Raw genomic sequence first — 18,772 nt, 5'->3', positions numbered from 1 at the left:
ATGGCTTCAATCAAAATCATTGGTGAAAATTTGAGCAACATCCCTTGGCAGGACAAACCGGAAGGCGCTGTCGGACCCGTATGGAGACATAGCGAAAACCCCGTCGTCAAACGAAATCCGGCAAAAGGGATTGCACGGATATTCAACAGTGCGGTAGCCGCTTACGAAGACGCATATATTGGCGTTTTTCGTGCCGAAACGATCAATGGCCGTCCCCATTTGCACCTGGGAAAAAGCGAAGACGGATACAACTGGGTAATTGAAGAGGAGCGTATCCCGTTTATTGATGAAGAAGGCAAGCCATTCCAGCCCAAATATGCGTATGATCCAAGGCTGCTAAAGGTTGAAGATACGTACTATGTCATTTGGTGTACCGATTTTTATGGCGCGGCCATCGGAATGGCCAAAACAACGGATTTCAAAACGTTTGTCCGGTTGGAAAATCCGTTTCTTCCATTTAACCGAAATGGCGTTTTGTTTCCGAAAAAAATCAATGGCAACTTTGTCATGTTGTCCCGTCCAAGCGATAGCGGGCATACGCCGTTTGGCGATGTGTTCCTGAGCGAAAGCCCTGATCTTGTATATTGGGGCAAGCATCGGCATGTAATGACAAAAGGCGGGCAAGGCTGGTGGCAATCCGTTAAAATCGGCGGAGGGCCGGCGCCAATTGAAACATCCGAAGGCTGGCTGATGTTTTATCACGGCGTAACGGGTACATGCAACGGGCTTGTGTACAGTATGGGCGCCGTTATTCTGGATCGCGACGAGCCATCCAAAGTGAAATACCGTTCAAGCACCTATGTGCTTACACCGGAGGAATGGTATGAAGAGCGCGGTTTTGTGCCAAACGTCATCTTTCCTTGCGCTACTTTGCAGGATGCCGAAAGCGGCAAAATCGCCATTTATTATGGAGCCGCCGATACGTATGTTGGCGTAGCCTACACCACCGTAGAAGAAATTGTGGAGTATGTAAAAGCAACTCATGAAGATGTTGCCGATGATGCCGAGATTGGAAATATGTAAGCATGAATTGACTAGGTTGGAGAACGAATCAGATCCATTGCGATGTGATTCGTTCCCATCATTGCAGGAGGCAATACGAGATGGGATATGACATGACGCTGGAGCAGCTGCTCCGCTATAACGGAAAAAGCCCCAAACCGGAAAGGTTTAAGGAATATTGGGCCAGAGCCCTCAAGGAGCTGGACGAGCTTCCGCTTCAGTATGAATTGGTTCCGGCAGAGTTCCAAAGCCCTCATGCAGAGTGCTACCATATGTATTTTACCGGAGTTGGCGGGTCCAGATTGCATGCCAAATATGTGAAGCCAAAGGACTTGAAGGGCAAGGGAGCCGGGATGGCTTATTTCCATGGTTATTCATGCGACAGCGGCGACTGGATGGACAAGGTGAATTATGCGGCCCATGGCATTACGGTGCTTGCGCTGGATTGCAGGGGGCAAGGGGGGTGGTCGGAGGATCTTGCAGCCGTAAAAGGTACAACGATTCGGGGCCATATCATTCGCGGCATCGACGATCCCGACGAGGACAAGCTGTATTACCGCAATGTCTTTCTGGATACCGTGCTAACGGCCAGAATGCTGATGTCTTTGGATCATATCGATCCCGAGCGGGTTGGCGTACATGGCTTGTCCCAAGGCGGGGCGTTGGCTATTGCTTGCGCGGGCCTTGAACCAAGGGTGAAGCTGGCGGTGCCCGTCTATCCGTTTCTGAGCGATTTCAAGCGCGCATGGGAGCTGGATGCCAAATCGTCGGCGTATGAGGAACTGGTTTATTATTTTCGTTTTTTTGACCCGCATCATCAACGGGAAGATGCCATCTTTAACAAACTGGGCTACATCGATGTCCAAAATCTTGCGGATGCCATCACCGCAAAGGTTGTTTTTGTAACGGGGCTGAGCGATACGATTTGCCCGCCTTCAACGCAGTTTGCCGTATACAACAAAATAACCTCGGAAAAAGAGCTTGTTGTGTATCACGAATACGGACATGAATATTTGCCTTATTTAAGCGACAAAACGCTGCAGGCGTTTATGAAGCTTTAGTCATTGAGGAGCAGCCAAACTGAATTGTGGAGGGGTAAAATGAAATCGGCAAAAAGAGGTCTTATTTTAACATTAATTTCGTTTATGATGTTATCAACCATCCTTCAGGGCAACGTTAGCGCCAATGCCTTGAAGAGTTCGGCGTCATCGGCAGTCCATGAGGCTTCTCAAGCAAAGCATTGGGCTCAGTCCAGTATCGATAAGTGGACAGGCCTTGGTGTGGTTAAAGGGTATGAGGACGGTTCATTCCGTCCGGATAAGGAAGTTACAAGAGCGGAAATTGCGGCGATGATTAATCGGATTTTTGGGTTCAGCCAAACCTCCGAGCAGCCATTTGCCGATGTACCTCAGGATGCCTGGTACAGCAATACGCTCTCCATAGCCAGAGAAGCGGGGTATTACAATGGATTTCCTGGCAATTTGGCCAAGGGCAATACCCCTGTGTCGAGACAGGATGCAGTCACGTTAATTGTGAAAGCGTTTTATTTGAAGTCGCAGGGAGAACAAGCTTCAGCGGTTTATTCCGATGATGATGCCATTCGCCCTTATGCGCGGGAAGCGATTGCCGCATTAAGTCCTGTTCTGAGGGGATATCCGGACGGGTCCTTTAAGCCGGAAAAAACCATTTCGAGAGCTGAGGTGGTTAAGGTGCTTGATTCGCTCGTTTCCGAGCTGTACAATACCGCAGGTACTTTTAGTAGCGGAGACATAGCTAACCATGCTGTCATTAATGCAGACGGCGTAACGTTGAAGAATGCAACGATTTCCGGCAACTTGTATGTGGCCGCGGGAATTGGAAGCGGCGATGCGTCATTGGACAATTCGCATATTAAAGGCACCGTCTATGTATCCGGCGGCGGCGAAAATTCGATCCATATTAAAGGGAGCACCGTAACAGATCTTGTGGTTCAACGTCCACATGGCAAGGTGCGGATTGTCTTTTCGGAGAAATCGAACATTGAAAACGCCACGGTGAATACGCCGGCGATTCTGGTGTTTGATGATGATACCCAATTAAGTCATTTAACAATCGGCAATAGCGGCGCCGGAACGACGATCCAAGGTAATGGCTCCATCACTGAAGTAACCGTGCTTGCTGAGGGTGTAACGTTTAACGGACAACTGCTCCAGCCCAATAAGGTTTATACAGTAAATCAAGGAAAAGTGGAAGAGAGCGTTGTCTCTGGAAATCCAAACGGAACGACGGGGAATGGAAGCGGGGGGTCTGGCAATCCTTCGACTCCAACTAACCCAACTAATCCGACAGATCCCGAGGATAACGGCATTGATCTGGTGGATGTCAACGCTACAGCGGCGACGAAATCATTGTTTCAATATTTGAATGGCATTCGCGGATCGAAAGTCATATTCGGACAAGAGCATGCGACAACAGCGGGCCTCTCCATAACGGCAAAGGATGGCACTCAATCGGATGTGATGAATGCGGTTGGCGAGCTTCCGGGCGTATTTGGCTGGGATACTCTAAGTCTGGAGGGAAAAGAACCGCCGGGCACATTATCAAACAGCACTCAGCAAAACATTGATAATCTGATCGTCGTTATGAAAAAGGCGTATGAGGAAGGCGGCGTCCTTACTTTAGGCACCCATTTGCCCAATTTTGTAACGGGAGGCAACTTTAATGATACCAAAGGCAAAGTGGTAGCAGCCATTCTTCCAGGCGGGGAAAAACATGAGGAATATAATGATTACCTGGACATGATTGCTGATTTTGCCAATAATCTGAAGACTGATGATAACACGCCGATTCCGGTCATCTTCCGGCCGTTCCATGAGCAGAACGGCGGCTGGTTCTGGTGGGGATCGCCTTACCGGACCAAAGAGCAATACATTGAGCTGTATCGCTATACCGTAGAATATCTGCGCGATGTCAAAAACGTTCACAACTTCCTGTATGCCTATTCGCCTAACAGCTCTTTCAACGATTCGGAATCCGTGTATTTGGAAACGTATCCAGGCGACGAATTTGTTGATATTTTGGGCTTTGACACGTACTACAATGGAAGCTCCGCAGGCTGGTTCCAAGGTGCCGTACAGGATGCCAAGCTGGTTGCCAAATTGGCTGACGCCAAAGATAAGGTTGCGGCTATTACAGAGTTTGGCTATTCCAATCTCCGGCCAACCGGAACAAACGACGTGCACTTTTTCACTAAATTGTTGAATGCTTTGAAAGCGGACCCTGATGCCAAACGGGTCGCTTACATGATGACCTGGGCCAATACTGGACAAACAAGCTTTTATGTCCCTTATAAGAACGGTCTGAACGGGCTTGGAGATCATGAGCTTTTACCGGACTTTATATCATATTATGATGATCCGTTTACCTCTTTTATCAATGGGATAAAGTCGGATGAAATCTATAGCCAGGAAGTGGCGGTTTCCGCCAAGAAGCCTTACCTGCATATCGTAACGCCAACCCATAATGAGACGGTTCTTACAGAGGGCGTTTCGCTCATTCGGGCTCGCGTCCTGCATCAAAATACGGAAAAAGTAACGTATGCCATCGGCAATGATTCCACTGAGCATCCCATGACGCTTGACTCTGGCGGCTTCTACTACACGGCTTCCTGGACGCCGGGCTCAACGCTTTCAGGTGAAAGCACCACCATTACAGTCAAGTCGTATGCAGTGGACGGCAGCGTCAGCACACAAAGCATTGTCGTATATGTCAACGATACGCTGCCTGGCGCCAATTCCTTGATTGTGGATACGTTTGAGGAATACAGCGGCAATAATGAGCTGCTTGACAATGCATACAGTCCAGGCGGGGATACAAGCGTCATTACTCTTGATGCCGATAATAAAAATAGCGGTCAATACGGCATGAAATATGTTTATGACGTTGGGGTTCAAGGCTACACCGGACAAACCAAAAATTTGGAAAATGCGGACTGGAGCGAAGCGAATCAGCTTAAGTTCTGGTACAAGCCGGATGGCAGCAACCAAAAGATGGTTATCCAAATCAAGATGAGCGGCATTTCCTTCGAGGCTTACCCGTCCTTGGCTGGCAATACGGCAGAAGAAATCGTCATTCCATTCAGCGAATTTAAGCCTGCTCCATGGGATACGTCCAATGCCAACCAGGTCGTGACAAAGAAATATTTGAAGGATGTTCAGACGTTTTCCATTTATGTGAACAAAAATCCGCAAGTAGAAGGGACATCGGGTATTTTGTACTTTGATGACATCCAGGCGTTTAATGACGGCACGGGTGGCGTGCCGGAAGGAGGCAATGCTGCCGGACCGCAGCTTCTATACGGGTTTGAGAGTGATACCGAAGGATGGGAAATTGAGTCCAGCTCATTGGGTACGGGCGCACTAGCTGTAACCGACGCAACCTCAACAGAAGGCTTGCAGTCGCTTACCGTTCCGTTCTCTCTTGCCGGTAGCGAGTTTGAATTAATGAGGAGCGTATCGCTGGATTTGAGCGGCGTTGATACGTTAAGCGCAAAGGTTAAGCTTTCGGGCGGTGCAGCGAAGGCTCGGTTATACATCAAGGCAGGCTCCAATTGGACCTGGACCGACAGCGGGTTGTCCGATGTGGATTCCGCAGGGTTTACGACATTGACTCTGCCGCTTGCCGGAATTGCCGATAGAGGTCAAGTGAAGGTGATTGGGGTCAAATTCGAGAGCTTCAGCGGATTAGGCAATGCTTCGGCATATCTGGACGAGGTGCGAATCGATAGTGACGGGATCTCTCCGGAGAACCCTAATTCAATCAAATTTGAAGCCGAAAGCGGCACCTTAAATGGTGGAGTTGTCGTATCGACAGAAAGTGGAGGTTTTTCTGGTACGGGCTATGTGACTGGTTTTAAAACATCCGCCGATACCTTGCAAATTCCGGTTAATGTGGAGCAGGCCGGGACCTATATGCTTTCGATTCGTTACAAAACGATAGGCGGAAACAAAGTGAATACGGTCAGCCTGAACGGCACAGCTCTGGCCAATTTCGACTTTGCGGAAGCGGGCGTCTGGAAGGATGCCATTGTGGGCCAATACGATTTTAGAGCGGGAACCAATACGATCAATATTGCAACGGCGTGGGGCTGGATGGATATTGACTATATCCAACTGACAGGCGGCGGCGGTCCAGTGACCTCTGTTCAGTTGAAGTCAGCCGGAGGAAATTCTGGCGTAGCGGATATTCCGGCAACGCTTGAGGCGTTTGCAGACAATGCTGCGGAATACCGCTTCCTTTCAAGGAAGTCGGGCGGCGAATGGGAGTATGAAAGCAATTATAGCAAGGCGCATTCCTTTGTATGGCAAGCGCCGGAGCCGGGCGAATATGAACTGAAGGTTTATGTGCGCCAAATTAGCTCCACGTCGGAGTTTGATGCTGAAAGCGCAATTCTGAAATACACGGTATTGCCTGAATACAACGGTAAACCGCTGCTTAATCCCATGTTCAGCAGCCATATGATTTTGCAGCGCGATCAAGAAACGGCGCTTTGGGGTTGGGCAGCGCCCGGCACCTCGATTAGCGTCACACTCGATGAAGCGTCGTTTTCGGGAACCGCCGATCAAAACGGGAAATGGAAGATACCGCTAGGCATTCATCAGGCAGGCGATCCTCATACCATTACGGTATCGGGCGGGACTGAGACGATTACATTGACCGACGTGCTTTTTGGCGATGTATATCTGGCATCCGGACAATCCAACATGGCCTTTCAGGTATCCCAGGTGACAAATGCGGCAGCGGAAATCAGCAATGCGAATAATTCCAATATCCGCTTCTTTACCGTCCCGCAGTTGACCAGTCGCTATCCGGTTCCACTGGTGGCTAGCCAGAAGCAATGGCAGGTCGTTTCCCCGACTACGGTGCCTGAGCTTACGGCAGTGGGATATTTCTTCGCGAAAAAACTGACGGAGGAGACTGGCGTTCCGGTCGGCATCATTTTCTCATCGGTTGGCGGTACAAAAATCGAGAACTGGACAAGCTACGAAACGCTTGAATCCGTACCGGCCGTTGCCCAGGCTGCCCTGGATATCAAAACCGGAGCGGCAAACGTTGAGACAGCAACATCGCCAACGGCGCTGTACAACGGTATGATTGCTCCAATCGCACCTTACAAGCTAAAAGGAGTGCTCTGGTACCAAGGCGAAAACAACTGGGGCGAGCTTCGTTATTACAATGCTTTGCCTACGTTTATTAAAGATTGGCGCAAAACCTTTGAAAATGACCAATTGCCATTTACGCTTGTCCAAATTTCGGCATATGGCACGCTTCAGAGCGAAGCCAACCCGGTCCAAGCCGATGGCTCTCCCGGTCTGCCGTTCATTCGGGACGCGCAGCTGCAAACCGTATTAAACGATGATCTGACGAGTCTGGTCGTTACGACAGATGTAGGCAACCCTGATGATATTCATCCCACCAATAAGCAGGATGTTGGCTATCGTGCCGCGCTTAGCGCGTTGGGCAAATTTTATGGAAAACCAATTGAATACTCCGGCCCTGTCTACCGGTCGGCAGAAAAGTCCGGAAACACGTTGATTCTTTCCTTCGATCATATCGGATCGGGATTAATGGCGGGGAGCAAATCCGGCTTGGAGCCGGTAACGGAAGCTTCAACCGGGCTGAAAGGTTTTGCAATTGCAGGCGGGGACGGCGTCTATCATTGGGCAACAGCAGCAATTGCAGGCAATACTGTTGTTGTTTCTTCCCAGCAGGTAAACGATCCGGTTTCGGTCAAATACAACTGGAACGATTCGCCGATTGGCAATCTGTATAACAAAGAAGGGCTGCCTGCTTCGCCTTTCCGAACGGACAGCGTAACTTATCTTTCCGTGCTCGGCGGCACCGGTTCCGGCTTCCACGTTCCGGGCGAAGCTATCACCATTAAGGCGTCCGCCAAGGCGGGCAAAACATTCGATCGATGGATCGGAGATATTGGCAGCATTGCCGATCCTCTTTCTGCTCAAGCAACACTGGTCATGCCTGAGGTCTATTTTACGGAAGTTGTCGCACAGTATGTTGATGGCGCGGAGCAAAGTCAAAGCATAACAGCCTATGCCAAAAATGCAGCCTTGGAAGGTGAAGGCGCCAGCTTCCGTGAAACTTCCATCAACACAGACGAATATAGTGGAGATGGTTATGTCTGGTTCGGCGAACAGGACGGATCGGCTCATTTCACGCTGAATATTCCAAGCAGCGGACAATATGAATTAAGCTTTGGTTATTATCTTCCTTTTGGGTCAAAACACGGGTTGGTAAGTATAAATGGAGGTGCGGCTTCGGATGTGACGATACCGGACGGTCAGGGGACTATCAATGAATATTCTTTGGGCGAGCAGCAGCTGGAGGCTGGCGCTAATGTAGTCAGCTTTTCCAAAGGCTGGGGTTATTACGGTATTGAATATGTAAAGGCGGTTCCCGTTACCGACTCTGCTCCAAACCTTATTGAGGCCGAAAACGGAAGCTTTACCGGTACCGTAGCGGTTGCCAGCTCAATTGGCGGCTATTCCGGAGAAGGCTACGCAGCTTTTACAACCGACGGCTCCATTACATTTGCCTATGAGGCGGAAGCCGCAGGCAATTATGATTTGGTGATCGGCTATAGCTCCCAATACGGCGACAAAAGAACAGAATTGGTCATCAACGGCGGAGAAGCGATGACTGTCAATTTGCCCTCTTCTGCATCATTTACGGAGACAGAAGGAGTTGCCGTCAGTCTCAATCAAGGGACCAATACCATTGTTATCAATAGTGACTGGGGCTGGTACAACATCGATTACATCAGGTTGACGCCTTCAGTTACCGATGTGCCGTTTTCGTCCTTGATCTATGGATTTGAGAATCAGACGCTTCAGGGCTTCGCTATTAACCGAGATGGCGATAATCTCTATAATACAGCTCTTGCGGCGGATCTTGCCGTTACGGATGAAGCCGCTGCAGCTGGGTATTATTCTATTAAGTCGGAGTTTAGTTTGGTCAATGACGGAGGACAGTTCCAAATTCGCCGCTTGGAGGCTATGAATTTAACCGGCGCTTCCTCCATTATCGCTAAAGTAAAAGTGGTTCCGGTTGATGGAGATGCATCGCTGGAAGGAGTAAGTATCTATCTATACACGCAAAGCGGCGAAGCTTGGCAGGACTGGACAACATCGAACGCTGTCAGCGCTTCAGCTCCCGTTGATGCAAACGGGTTTATGACCATAACACTGGATATTGTCAATCTCTCATCCAAAAATCTGCTGCAATCATTTGGAATTTTGGTTACGACACCAGCCGGTTCAACCGGCCAAGCGACCATTTATGTAGACGAAGTCACGATACAGTAAGTTCAGTAGCACACAGCCCTCGGGGAAATCCGGGGGTTTGTTTTTGGTTCCCATCCTTCTTATGTGAAAAAACAGTGAACAGCATATAAATTTCATGAGCTTATATGTCGATATTTGATATGTCACTAATAGTTCAGACATAAGCTGAGGAGATGGAGTATGAAGAGCATGTGGGGGGAAATAAGAGGAAAAATGAAGTTGACTATTCGCACCAAATTGTTGTTGGGCTTTCTTGCGGTTGTCGTGTTGCTGGGGATTGTCAGCATTTACGCTCTGAACCAGATTCGAGAAATGTCTTCGAAATCGGAAGAAATTAATTCTGCATGGATGCCTTCCGTAACGCTGCTTGGTATGATGAATGGAGATGTATCGGATGTGGAACGCCTGGCTTTAGCCATTATTGTGGAGGAGAATAGTACAGAATTAGAAAAAATGAAGGGCGCTCTCGATCAACTGCTTGCCAAAATCGAGACAGAGCGTGAGCAACTAAAGATTCTGGTTAATACGAGCAATGAGGAAGGAAGCGAAATATCCTTATTATTTGAAGAATTCAATACCAATTATAATCAATATTTGGCCCAAATGCCTGAATTCGTGCAACAAGGCATTAATAACAATTATGCTGAAGCCAGCAGGCTGCATAGCGTGGCTTATCCGTTGTGGTATACAGCAAACGACAATATTGCCAAAATGATCATTATTTCCAATGAGGGAGCCGGTTTGGCCAGCAGCAGCTCTCTGGATTTGGCCAAGCAATCTTTTACCATTATTCTGGCACTAACGATTATCGCGGCAGCCATTGCGCTATTCATTGCCTTTGTCATAGCAATTATGATCTCCAGGCCGATTCAAAAGATCAATCAGGCGGCCATTCGGATTGCAGGAGGCGATCTGACTGGAGAACCAATCACGCTGAGAAACAAGGATGAATTGAATACGCTGGCGATCTCCTTCAATACGATGACATCAAATCTTCGCGGAATGATTGAATCGGTTGGAACAACTTCCGAGCTTGTGGCAGCTTCTTCAGAAGAATTGCAGGCGAGCGCGGAACAAAATACAAAGGCGTCCGAGCAAATTTCCATGACGGTGGAAGAGCTGGAGTCAGGAACCACTGAGCAGGTGAACATTGTGAGCCGTTCTTCTCAGGCGATGAGCGAAATGGCACTTGGCACGGAACAGATTGCGGAGCTGGCACAGAGTGTATCGGTAACGGCTATTGATGTAGTTAATCAATCCGCTGACGGAAACAAAATTATTCAGGGAGCGGTAGAGCAGATGAACTCTGTTCAGCAGTCGATCACTTCGTTGTCAGAGCTGATGACCGGTTTGGGACAACGTTCTTCCGAGATCGGTACGATTACGGAGGTCATCAATAATATCGCCCAGCAAACGAATCTGCTGGCTTTAAACGCAGCAATAGAGGCAGCCCGGGCTGGGGAGAATGGCAGGGGGTTTGCCGTCGTTGCCGGCGAAGTTCGCAAGCTCGCGGAGGAGTCTTCCGCATCAGCCCAGCAAATTTCTCGCCTGGTGCAGTTGATTCAGAAGGATACCCGGCATGCAGTGGAGGCAGTCAAAGTGAATAGCGATGAGACGCAAAGCGGCATGGAAATCGTCACGGAAGCCGGCCGGGCTTTTGAGCAAATCTCGAATGCGATCAACAAGGTAGCAGGCGAAATTCAGGAAGTGTCTGCAGGCGCTGAACAAATGGCGGCAAGTACGGATGAGGTTGTTAAGTTTATGGGGGAGATCTCGGGCATAGCAGAAAAAGCATCAGGCGGTGTCCAGAATGTATCTGCCGCTACCGAGCAGCAGCTTGCTTCAATGGAAGAGATTGCAGCATCTGCCGGCTCCCTCTCCCAGATGGCTGAGCAGTTGCAGGAGCAGGTTAATAAGTTTAAGGTGTAAAACGGAGGATTTTTTCGTCATCATATGTGTAAATAAGGAGCTGTCCAAAAAGTCAGGTGAAACTGATTACTGGGCAACTCCTTTATTTTTGTTTTTATAATTCCAAAAAATGTGTATGATGAGATGAGATATGGCAGTGCCGAATGGATTAATTTAGTTGCACATGACGGTAAAGAGGGCAGGGTGTATGAAGATGCGGATGTTTCGTTTTGTAATGCCATTGATCCTGGTCATAATAGCTATAACTGCTTTTGCCGCTTATTATGGAACACCGTGGGCAAAGAAGGAATTTGAAAATAGTGTGAATTCATATTTGCTGGAAAATTATGATATAAAAATGAATCTTGTATCTAAACCCAGCTACAGTCTTGAACTGGGTACCTATTCTGTACTTGGCAGTCCTCAGGGGATGGAAGATATCACGTTTGCCATTTATCAAAACCAAAGCGATAAGCATGAGATAGACGATCGCTTCCTTCTTGAATATTGGACGTATCAAGCAAATGAGGACATAAACGAAATTATTGACTCAATGGATCTAAAGGAAGAAGCTGTCGGGAAATTTATAATTACGGGAGGTGATAAAGATACCACTTTTAAAACTAGGGGTGTGCCTCCTTCATTCGAAGAGGTAAAATATAAGCTAAAAAAAGGAACAAGTATTTACATTAGTTTTACAACACCTTTTGATGATAAGGAAATAAAAAGTATAGTTGATGACTTGTACAATCTTTTACTTAAGGTAAGAGGAAGAGAGTACTATTTTGAAAATCTCAATGTCACTTATGAACTAGAGGAAAAGGGAGAAAGGATTTGGTTGCAGTTTAATTATGATAAATTCTATCAATCTTTGACTTGGCAACATTTGTTTGAGGAAATTTCTCAATAACTTTTTGAGATTCCACATTGAATTTGATGGGGGCGGTAGGGCCGCCCGGAAAGCCAATGAAAATTGACTTCCGGGCAGCCCCAACAGTACTCGTGCCTCGCATTACCAAGCATTAAGCGTAAAGCGGTACAACTCGCCTTTTTCGAAGTCCCCGCCGATTAGGAACAAATCGTTGCCATGCCAGCGCATCAGCTGCAAGTTATCGATGTTGCGATAGATTACGGTATCCGACAACAGGGCTCCATTTTCCAAATAAGCGACATGAAGCTCGTTGTTCTGATTATCCTGGGCGGAGAAATAGCCCAACCTCGTCAAATCATCATCCAAAGCCATATTCCAGATTGGACCTTCAGCCAATAGGGTAAAGCTACTTGTTGATCGATCATAAATGTAGATACCGGTTTTTCCGTCTACGGTGCCTTGGATAATAAACTTGCCGTCGCCAAGCTCGAAAAATTGCTGGATATCTTCCGCAGTAGCAATTTCAGTAACATCTTCGCTGGTATCCAGCCCAAAACGGTAAATTCCATAACCATCTTTAATCTGGGACAGGAAAAACACGCCTTGTTTATCCAGACTGACCTGATAAATGCTGAAAAAGATAACATCGCTGCTTTGCTGGGCTCCGCTTGCCCCAGCAATCAGCTCGGTCATTTCGTCATAACCATACAAGGTTTGTTGCGTTCCGTTGCGGGAAATAACCAGATTCAAATGATTGCTGTCCAGCCCGACAAAAGTGTTGTTATCAATAAATGATATCACAAAGAGATTTTTGCTGTTAAAAGTAGTTTGCTCTCCCGAATCCAATTGGTAGATATTCATGGTCATATCGCTCCAATTTTTTCCGAATTTTCCGTAAATCAATTCGCGTTTATCCGGGGATAGCGTAAAATCAAACTCTACATTGGATGCGATGTCCTTTACCTCTTTTTCGTCTATGGCGAGCAGCGACAGCTTGATGCCGCTAAACGAATTGGGATCGTCGGGACGATTAATCACGACCTTGTTACGGTCAACGGCTTGGATATTATAAATGGGAAAGTCAAAGGATTGACGGAAAACCGACTCGATTTTGAAGGTCGTTCCCGGTATTTCGGCAAGGGTATTTGGGTTTTGTGCGGCTGGCAGCGTAACCGTACGGTAATCGGAGGTTCTGCCAAGCTCATACAATGCGCTAATGCCATAAATTCCCCCTACAAACAGCAGCAGTAAACCCGCAAGCAGCACATAACTAACCCAAGCGGCCTGCTTCGGGCTTTTCATCGGTTTATTCATAGGGTTTCCTCCAGCTTCGGCAGTCTGATCGCCACTTCTGTGCCTTCATGGAGCTTGCTGCTCATTTCGATGCTGCCTCCATGGTCCTCCAGTATGGTTTTGACAATGGACAATCCCAAGCCGGCACTGCCTTTTTCACGACTGAGGGAACCCCCTACGCGGTAAAAGGGTTCAAATACCTGCTGCAAGGCCTCTTCCGACAAGCCTTCCCCACGGTCTCTAATGGTAATGAGAACAGAGGGCTGCCAATGTTTTGCGATTATACTGATGATGGAGTTAACATGTCCGTATTTGACCGAGTTGTCGATAACATTCAGGAAAACCTCTTTCAGTTTCTCGCGATCGCCGCGAACAAGCAGATGTTCCTCCAGCTCGCAGTGGATCGTAATATTGTATTTCTCGGCTTTAATTCTCATATCCTCGCATGACTCGGTGATAAGAGAGGCGAGATCCACTGTGGCAAACCGATAAGCATAATTGGATGCCGAAGCAACGGAATAGTCCAGTATATCAACAACCATCCGGTTAAGGCGTCCGCTTTCGTTAATGATATAATCCAGTCCCTTGTCAAAATAGGCCTTATCCGTAAAGCCGTTGTCCTTCAATAGCTGCGCATAGCCTACAATGGTTGTCAACGGAGTTTTAAGCTCATGGGTAACATTGTCAAAAAAGGTCTTGCTTCTCGCCTGCACCTGCTTGACCTCGTCCCGCTCCTGCTGAATCACGTCGATTTGCTCTCGTATCCGGTTAACCATGACGTTAAAGCTGGCTGCCAGCTCGCCGATTTCATCCCTGGTCGTAATTTCAATGCGGGTGTCCAGCTTGCCCTGCGCAACCTCTGCGGATCGGCGTGTCAGCTGCCGGACGGGATTGGTTATTTTGCGGGAAATGAGCACGGACGCGATAAAAATAAACACAAAAATCGCAATTGCAAACAGCTTGAGCGTCTCCTGAAGCTGAAGATTGCGCTGGTAAAGCTCGCTGTAATCTCGTTGATAACGCAAAATGCCGATGGTTGCTTCGTTTGATTTCAACGGAAACGCCAAACTGGCGATCGCTGTTTTATTGTTTAAATGGGTGGTGTAGGCAATTTCCTGGCGGGCCGCGGCCAATAGATCCGGCGCGTTGGCGTTTTGTTGCGTTTCGTCCCCAACCGTAAAAGGCTTTGCGTCAGGTCTATAGATGGTTACGCTGCCGCCGATCGAGGAGCCGATTTCTTTGGCAAGGCCAAGGCGTTCCGAGACGAGCGAAACACTGTTGATCCGCTTTTGCCGCAAAAGAAAATATTGATTAACCGCGATATCCAGATTGGTTTTGACGTCTATCATATCATCATGAATAATCCGGTACATATTTTGCTCCGTTACGCGGTAGGAGATGACCAGCATGGCCGAAAAACCGACAAACGTAATAAGGGCAAACAACACGACCATTTTGAGCTGGATGGTCCATTTCATGACGACACCTGGGCATCCAGCTTGTAGCCTACGCCAAATACGGTTTCGATGACGGAGGCCCCTTGTGCGGTATCCAGCTTTTTGCGAATACGCTGCACATGAATGTCGACGGTACGGGTATCGCCGGCAAAATCAAACCCCCATACCTTGTCCAGCAGCTCCGTGCGCGTAAAAACCCGGCGATGATGGCTGGCAAGAAACAGCAGCAGATCGTATTCCTTGTTCGTAAGGCCGGCTCGTTCCCCGTTCCTTAATACTTCGCGTTCCGGTTTGCGGATTTCGATGCGGCCGTCCAGGGTGATCACGTCGAAGGATTGGTTTTCCAGGCTTTCGCTAATTTGTTCGATTCTGCGGAAGATAGCCCGGACGCGGGCTACGACCTCGCGGATATCAAACGGCTTCGTAATATAATCGTCGGCGCCAAGCTCCATGCCCAGCACCTTGTCCATCATATCCGATTTTGCCGTAATCATAATAACGGGGATTTTGAGGTTTGCCGACAGCTTGCGGCATAGATCAAATCCGCTCATATCGGGAAGCATCAGGTCAAGGAGCACAAGCTCAGGTTTGCTTCGTTCCAATTCGGTCAGACCCTCTTGTCCCGTGCCTGCTTCCGCCACGGCAAACCCTTCCTTGCGCAGAGCATAGGACAAAATATCCCGTATGGCTCCTTCGTCCTCGATAATCAAAATCTTCTTTTGTTTCACCATCTATTGATTCTCCCCGTGATGTTAACTCTATCATATGTTACAAATCCGATACAAAATTGACGTGCCCTGAAACATTCATGACTTAAACTGACTCTAATAAGGAATTCGACACTTAACCTCCCCGGTCGAGACAGAAAGGAGCCTTTATGTACAATGATGAACGAATGCCAGTTTCAACAAGCTTATCTTAACTATAAAGCAGATATTACGAGATATCTAGAGCGATTAATGGGTAATCGCGAGGATGCAGAGGATTTGACGCAGGAATGCTTTATCAGGCTTTTGAATGTGCAGGTGGAGATATCTTGGGACAAGCTGGGCTTTTACTTGCGCAAGACGGCCCGCAATCTGGCCATCGATACCTTTCGCAAACGCGGCCGGTCAACGAAACGGAATTGGCGGGCAGAATTGGCCTGCAATCATTATGATACGTCGGAGATGGAAATGCAGGAGAATATTGAAGAAATCGTTTCGCCGGTCAAAAACGGCGAGCATCGCAAAATATTGGAGCTTCGCCTTCTCCACGGCTATACCACAAGAGAGACAGCAGAGCTTGTTAATAAAAGCGAAGGCATGATCCGCAGCTCGCTGTTCCATGCCGTAAAGCGGATTCGACGAACACAGGTCATTTCTTGAGACTGCAAAAAAGCCGACTACCCCAACAGCGCAAGGGTAATCAGCCAAGGAGCAAGACATAGGGTGATAAAGGCAGTCAGCAGCATCGCAATGCCGGATGTGGTTCCCGAAATTTGACCAAACTCAAAGGCTTTGGCGGTCCCGGCGGCATGTGCCCCGGTCCCGAACAATATGCCTCGGGCAATATCGTTTTCGATGCGGCACCATTTGATGACGAGTGGACCGATCAGCATGCCCAGCAATCCCGTGACCAGGACAAAAACAGCTGTCAAATTGGGAATTCCGCCAATAAAGCCGGAAATCGCCATGGCAATCGGCGTTGTCGTGGAGCGGGGCAGCAAGCTTTCCGTCACAACCGGGCTTAGATGTACGATTTTGGCCAGCAGGGCGGAGGAGACGACAGCAATCGCCGCTCCGGCCGCCGTGCTCGTTATAATAATGGCAGCATTGCGCTTAAGCATTTCCCAATGTCTGTACAACGGTACGGCAAGCGCGACGGTTGCAGGGCCAATCATGGAGCTAATCCATTCCGCACCTGCGTTATACTGATCATAAGGAACCCGAAACAGCAGCAGCAGGAGAATAAGACAAATCGGCGCGACCAACAAAGGGGCCGTATAAATCGCCGGCTTGCGCCGATGCAGCCATTTGGAAGCCAGATAAACCGCCAGTGTACCGGATAAACATAAAAATGGAATCACAAGCTGGCACTCTCCTTGCCTCTCGCCAAACGCTGGGCGATTCTGCCCGCGCCAGCCATAACCAGCACGGTACTGCATACAATGACCAATAAAATACGCAAGCCTTCATTCGCCATTAATGCCCCATAGGACAATATGCCAACGGCTGACGGCACAAAAAACAACAGCATCTCGGCGATCAGCCAGGAAGCTCCGGCATCGATCCATTTGAGCTTAATGACGCCTGTTTTCAACAGCGTGAATATAACGGCAATGCCCAGGATTCCGCCGGGAATCGGCAGTGAAAGCCATGCGGCCAGTGCATTCATGGACGTTGATACAAGGGTGAACAGCAAAACCTGCAAAGCGACTTTAACCCAGAGGGGCATATCCTACACACTCCTTCTTCTGGACTCAAGTTTACAGCAGTTATTTTCATAGGTAAAATGAATTGTAGGCATAAAAATTATGCCATTTGTCTATGAGAGAGGGCCAATTGGAAAAATGGATATTCGCCAGCTTCAATATTTGCTGCAAATTGTACGCTCCCAGAGCTTTACCAAAGCTGCGGAGCGTCTTCATATTACCCAGCCAACGATCAGCAAAGCTGTGAAAAATTTGGAGGATGAGCTTGGCGTGCAGCTTTTTATCCGGTCGGGCCGGGAAATTGCGCTTACAGATGCAGGGAAAGTGATCGCCCAAGGCGCGGGCAAAATAGTGGACCAGTTGGAGGAGATCGAAAACGGGTTGGCGGAGCTTGTCAGCTTGCAGAAGGGAAGCATTAGCCTGGGTTTGCCTCCTATGGTGGGGGCATACTTTTTTCCATCCGTTATTCGGCGGTTTCGCGAACACCATCCCGGCATTTCTCTAAGTATACTAGAGGATGGAAGCAAAAGGATTCAATCCGCCGTTGCCGAGGGCGAGCTGGATATGGGAGTGGTGCTGCTCTCGGCTCCAGAAGATCAGTTTCATTCTTTTCCTGTAGTAGAAGAAAAACTTCAGGTTGTATTGCCTGCAGGCCATGCCTTGGCGGGTAGAGGCGAAATCAAGCTATCCGAGCTGGCGGCGGAGCCGTTTATTATGTTCCGGCAGGATTTCACTCTGCATGACCGAATGCTGGAAGCATGCCGGGAAGCAGGTTTCCAGCCGGATATCGTTTGCGAAAGCTCGCAGTGGGATTTTATCGGCGGAATGGTGGCGGCGGGATTGGGCATCGCGATGCTGCCGGAAACGATCTGCAAGCAGCTTGCCCCTGGCGCGGTCAGCGTCGTCAAACTGACCGAACCGCTTATTCCATGGCGGCTGGTCATGATATGGCGGAAGGAAGGATATCTATCTTTTGCCGCCCGAAAATGGCTGTCCTTTGCAAGGGAACAACTCTTTAACCCGACAAAATAGGTAAGAATAAAAGGAATTTATTAAAAGCCCTTGACAAGGAGCCTCGCTCCACTTATGATATGAAAATAACATCGCTACTTACTTTTCTAATGTGGGTGTGATAATCATCATAGTCTCAGGACTTGATGAAGCATATAGTTGTCTTAAGTCATTAAGAATTTACTAATTAATCAACTGATTAGCATACTGATCTTCGGGGCAGGTGAAATTCCTGACCGGCGGTGAAGCTGCGAAGCGAAGCCCGCGACTCCCTAAGCCAAGCCAACATTGGCAAAGGGACTGACTTGGTGAGAATCCAAGGCCGACGGTAAAGTCCGGATGGGAGAAGATCGCCATTTTGAATATGCCTTTGGCATGTTTATTTGGCTAGCCCCGTTTCGCATTTTCGATGCGATGCGGGGTTTTTCTTGGAATACGACAACCCCTGAAGGTTGGATGCACGAAAAGGAGCATTCAA

12 protein-coding genes and 1 riboswitch are annotated in these 18,772 nt (G+C 48.4%); of the genes, 7 read left to right on the top strand and 5 right to left on the bottom strand.

The genetic code is table 11. The features are described 5' to 3' along the window. The 5 genes from ACX93W_RS08425 to ACX93W_RS08405 all read left to right on the top strand — a co-directional run bounded on the left by ACX93W_RS08425 (position 1) and on the right by ACX93W_RS08405 (position 12,159). On the top strand, positions 1 to 1,023 hold the full coding sequence (locus tag ACX93W_RS08425) for a glycoside hydrolase family 130 protein (protein WP_459391845.1): 1,023 nt from the start codon (positions 1 to 3) through the stop codon (positions 1,021 to 1,023). An 80-nt stretch (positions 1,024 to 1,103) separates the two neighbouring features. Further along, positions 1,104 to 2,063 carry an acetylxylan esterase gene (locus ACX93W_RS08420; protein WP_459391844.1) on the top strand — a complete coding sequence of 320 codons (960 nt, stop codon included), beginning with the start codon at positions 1,104 to 1,106 and terminating at the stop codon, positions 2,061 to 2,063. 39 nt (positions 2,064 to 2,102) lie between these two features. Then, entirely contained in the window at positions 2,103 to 9,362 is a 7,260-nt protein-coding gene (locus ACX93W_RS08415; RefSeq protein WP_459391843.1) for a CBM35 domain-containing protein, read from the top strand. Between the two features lie 192 nt (positions 9,363 to 9,554). Further along, on the top strand, positions 9,555 to 11,270 hold the full coding sequence (locus ACX93W_RS08410; protein WP_459392038.1) for a methyl-accepting chemotaxis protein: 1,716 nt from the start codon (positions 9,555 to 9,557) through the stop codon (positions 11,268 to 11,270). Between the two features lie 187 nt (positions 11,271 to 11,457). Next, entirely contained in the window at positions 11,458 to 12,159 is a 702-nt protein-coding gene (locus tag ACX93W_RS08405; RefSeq protein ID WP_459391842.1) for a hypothetical protein, read from the top strand. Positions 12,160 to 12,261: 102 nt separating this feature from the next. On the opposite strand, the gene ACX93W_RS08400 is transcribed toward ACX93W_RS08405, so the two are convergent. Genes ACX93W_RS08400 through ACX93W_RS08390 form a run of 3 tightly spaced genes read right to left on the bottom strand, consistent with a single transcriptional unit; the run spans position 12,262 to position 15,598 of the window. Further along, positions 12,262 to 13,434 (bottom strand): hypothetical protein, encoded by a 1,173-nt coding sequence (locus tag ACX93W_RS08400; protein ID WP_459391841.1) that lies wholly within the window; start codon positions 13,432 to 13,434, stop codon positions 12,262 to 12,264. Next, positions 13,431 to 14,891 carry a sensor histidine kinase gene (locus ACX93W_RS08395; protein WP_459391840.1) on the bottom strand — a complete coding sequence of 487 codons (1,461 nt, stop codon included), beginning with the start codon at positions 14,889 to 14,891 and terminating at the stop codon, positions 13,431 to 13,433. The genes ACX93W_RS08400 and ACX93W_RS08395 overlap by 4 nt, the downstream gene beginning before the upstream one ends. Continuing rightward, the gene (locus ACX93W_RS08390) at positions 14,888 to 15,598 is read right to left on the bottom strand and encodes a response regulator transcription factor (protein ID WP_459392037.1); all 711 of its coding nucleotides are present in this window, start codon (positions 15,596 to 15,598) and stop codon (positions 14,888 to 14,890) included. The genes ACX93W_RS08395 and ACX93W_RS08390 overlap by 4 nt, the downstream gene beginning before the upstream one ends. Before the next feature lie 156 nt (positions 15,599 to 15,754). On the opposite strand from ACX93W_RS08390, the gene ACX93W_RS08385 reads away from it, so the two are divergent. Further along, positions 15,755 to 16,237, top strand: a complete 483-nt coding sequence (locus ACX93W_RS08385; protein WP_459391839.1) for an RNA polymerase sigma factor — start codon at positions 15,755 to 15,757, stop codon at positions 16,235 to 16,237. Between the two features lie 17 nt (positions 16,238 to 16,254). On the opposite strand, the gene ACX93W_RS08380 is transcribed toward ACX93W_RS08385, so the two are convergent. Beyond that, positions 16,255 to 16,938 carry an LrgB family protein gene (locus ACX93W_RS08380; protein WP_459391838.1) on the bottom strand — a complete coding sequence of 228 codons (684 nt, stop codon included), beginning with the start codon at positions 16,936 to 16,938 and terminating at the stop codon, positions 16,255 to 16,257. After that, positions 16,935 to 17,306 (bottom strand): CidA/LrgA family holin-like protein, encoded by a 372-nt coding sequence (locus ACX93W_RS08375; protein ID WP_459391837.1) that lies wholly within the window; start codon positions 17,304 to 17,306, stop codon positions 16,935 to 16,937. The genes ACX93W_RS08380 and ACX93W_RS08375 overlap by 4 nt, the downstream gene beginning before the upstream one ends. 115 nt (positions 17,307 to 17,421) lie before the next feature. Between ACX93W_RS08375 and ACX93W_RS08370 the strand changes: the two genes are divergently transcribed. Continuing rightward, entirely contained in the window at positions 17,422 to 18,315 is an 894-nt protein-coding gene (locus tag ACX93W_RS08370) for a LysR family transcriptional regulator (RefSeq protein ID WP_459392036.1), read from the top strand. 185 nt (positions 18,316 to 18,500) lie between these two features. Further along, positions 18,501 to 18,649: riboswitch (FMN riboswitch) on the top strand. The last annotated feature ends 123 nt before the right edge of the window (positions 18,650 to 18,772 follow it).

This window comes from Paenibacillus sp. CAU 1782, from assembly GCF_054551715.1.
This window is presented reverse-complemented; position numbering and strand designations above follow the sequence as displayed.

Excerpts from the sequence above, each read along its gene's own strand:
- ACX93W_RS08410 (WP_459392038.1), top strand. The coding sequence starts at position 9,555 with ATGAAGTTGACTATTCGCACCAAATTGTTGTTGGGCTTTCTTGCGGTT.
- ACX93W_RS08375 (WP_459391837.1), bottom strand. The coding sequence starts at position 17,306 with ATGCCCCTCTGGGTTAAAGTCGCTTTGCAGGTTTTGCTGTTCACCCTT.
- ACX93W_RS08370 (WP_459392036.1), top strand. The coding sequence starts at position 17,422 with ATGGATATTCGCCAGCTTCAATATTTGCTGCAAATTGTACGCTCCCAG.
- ACX93W_RS08400 (WP_459391841.1), bottom strand. The coding sequence starts at position 13,434 with ATGAATAAACCGATGAAAAGCCCGAAGCAGGCCGCTTGGGTTAGTTAT.
- ACX93W_RS08420 (WP_459391844.1), top strand. The coding sequence starts at position 1,104 with ATGGGATATGACATGACGCTGGAGCAGCTGCTCCGCTATAACGGAAAA.
- ACX93W_RS08395 (WP_459391840.1), bottom strand. The coding sequence starts at position 14,891 with ATGAAATGGACCATCCAGCTCAAAATGGTCGTGTTGTTTGCCCTTATT.
- ACX93W_RS08415 (WP_459391843.1), top strand. The coding sequence starts at position 2,103 with ATGAAATCGGCAAAAAGAGGTCTTATTTTAACATTAATTTCGTTTATG.
- ACX93W_RS08425 (WP_459391845.1), top strand. The coding sequence starts at position 1 with ATGGCTTCAATCAAAATCATTGGTGAAAATTTGAGCAACATCCCTTGG.
- ACX93W_RS08385 (WP_459391839.1), top strand. The coding sequence starts at position 15,755 with ATGATGAACGAATGCCAGTTTCAACAAGCTTATCTTAACTATAAAGCA.
- ACX93W_RS08405 (WP_459391842.1), top strand. The coding sequence starts at position 11,458 with ATGAAGATGCGGATGTTTCGTTTTGTAATGCCATTGATCCTGGTCATA.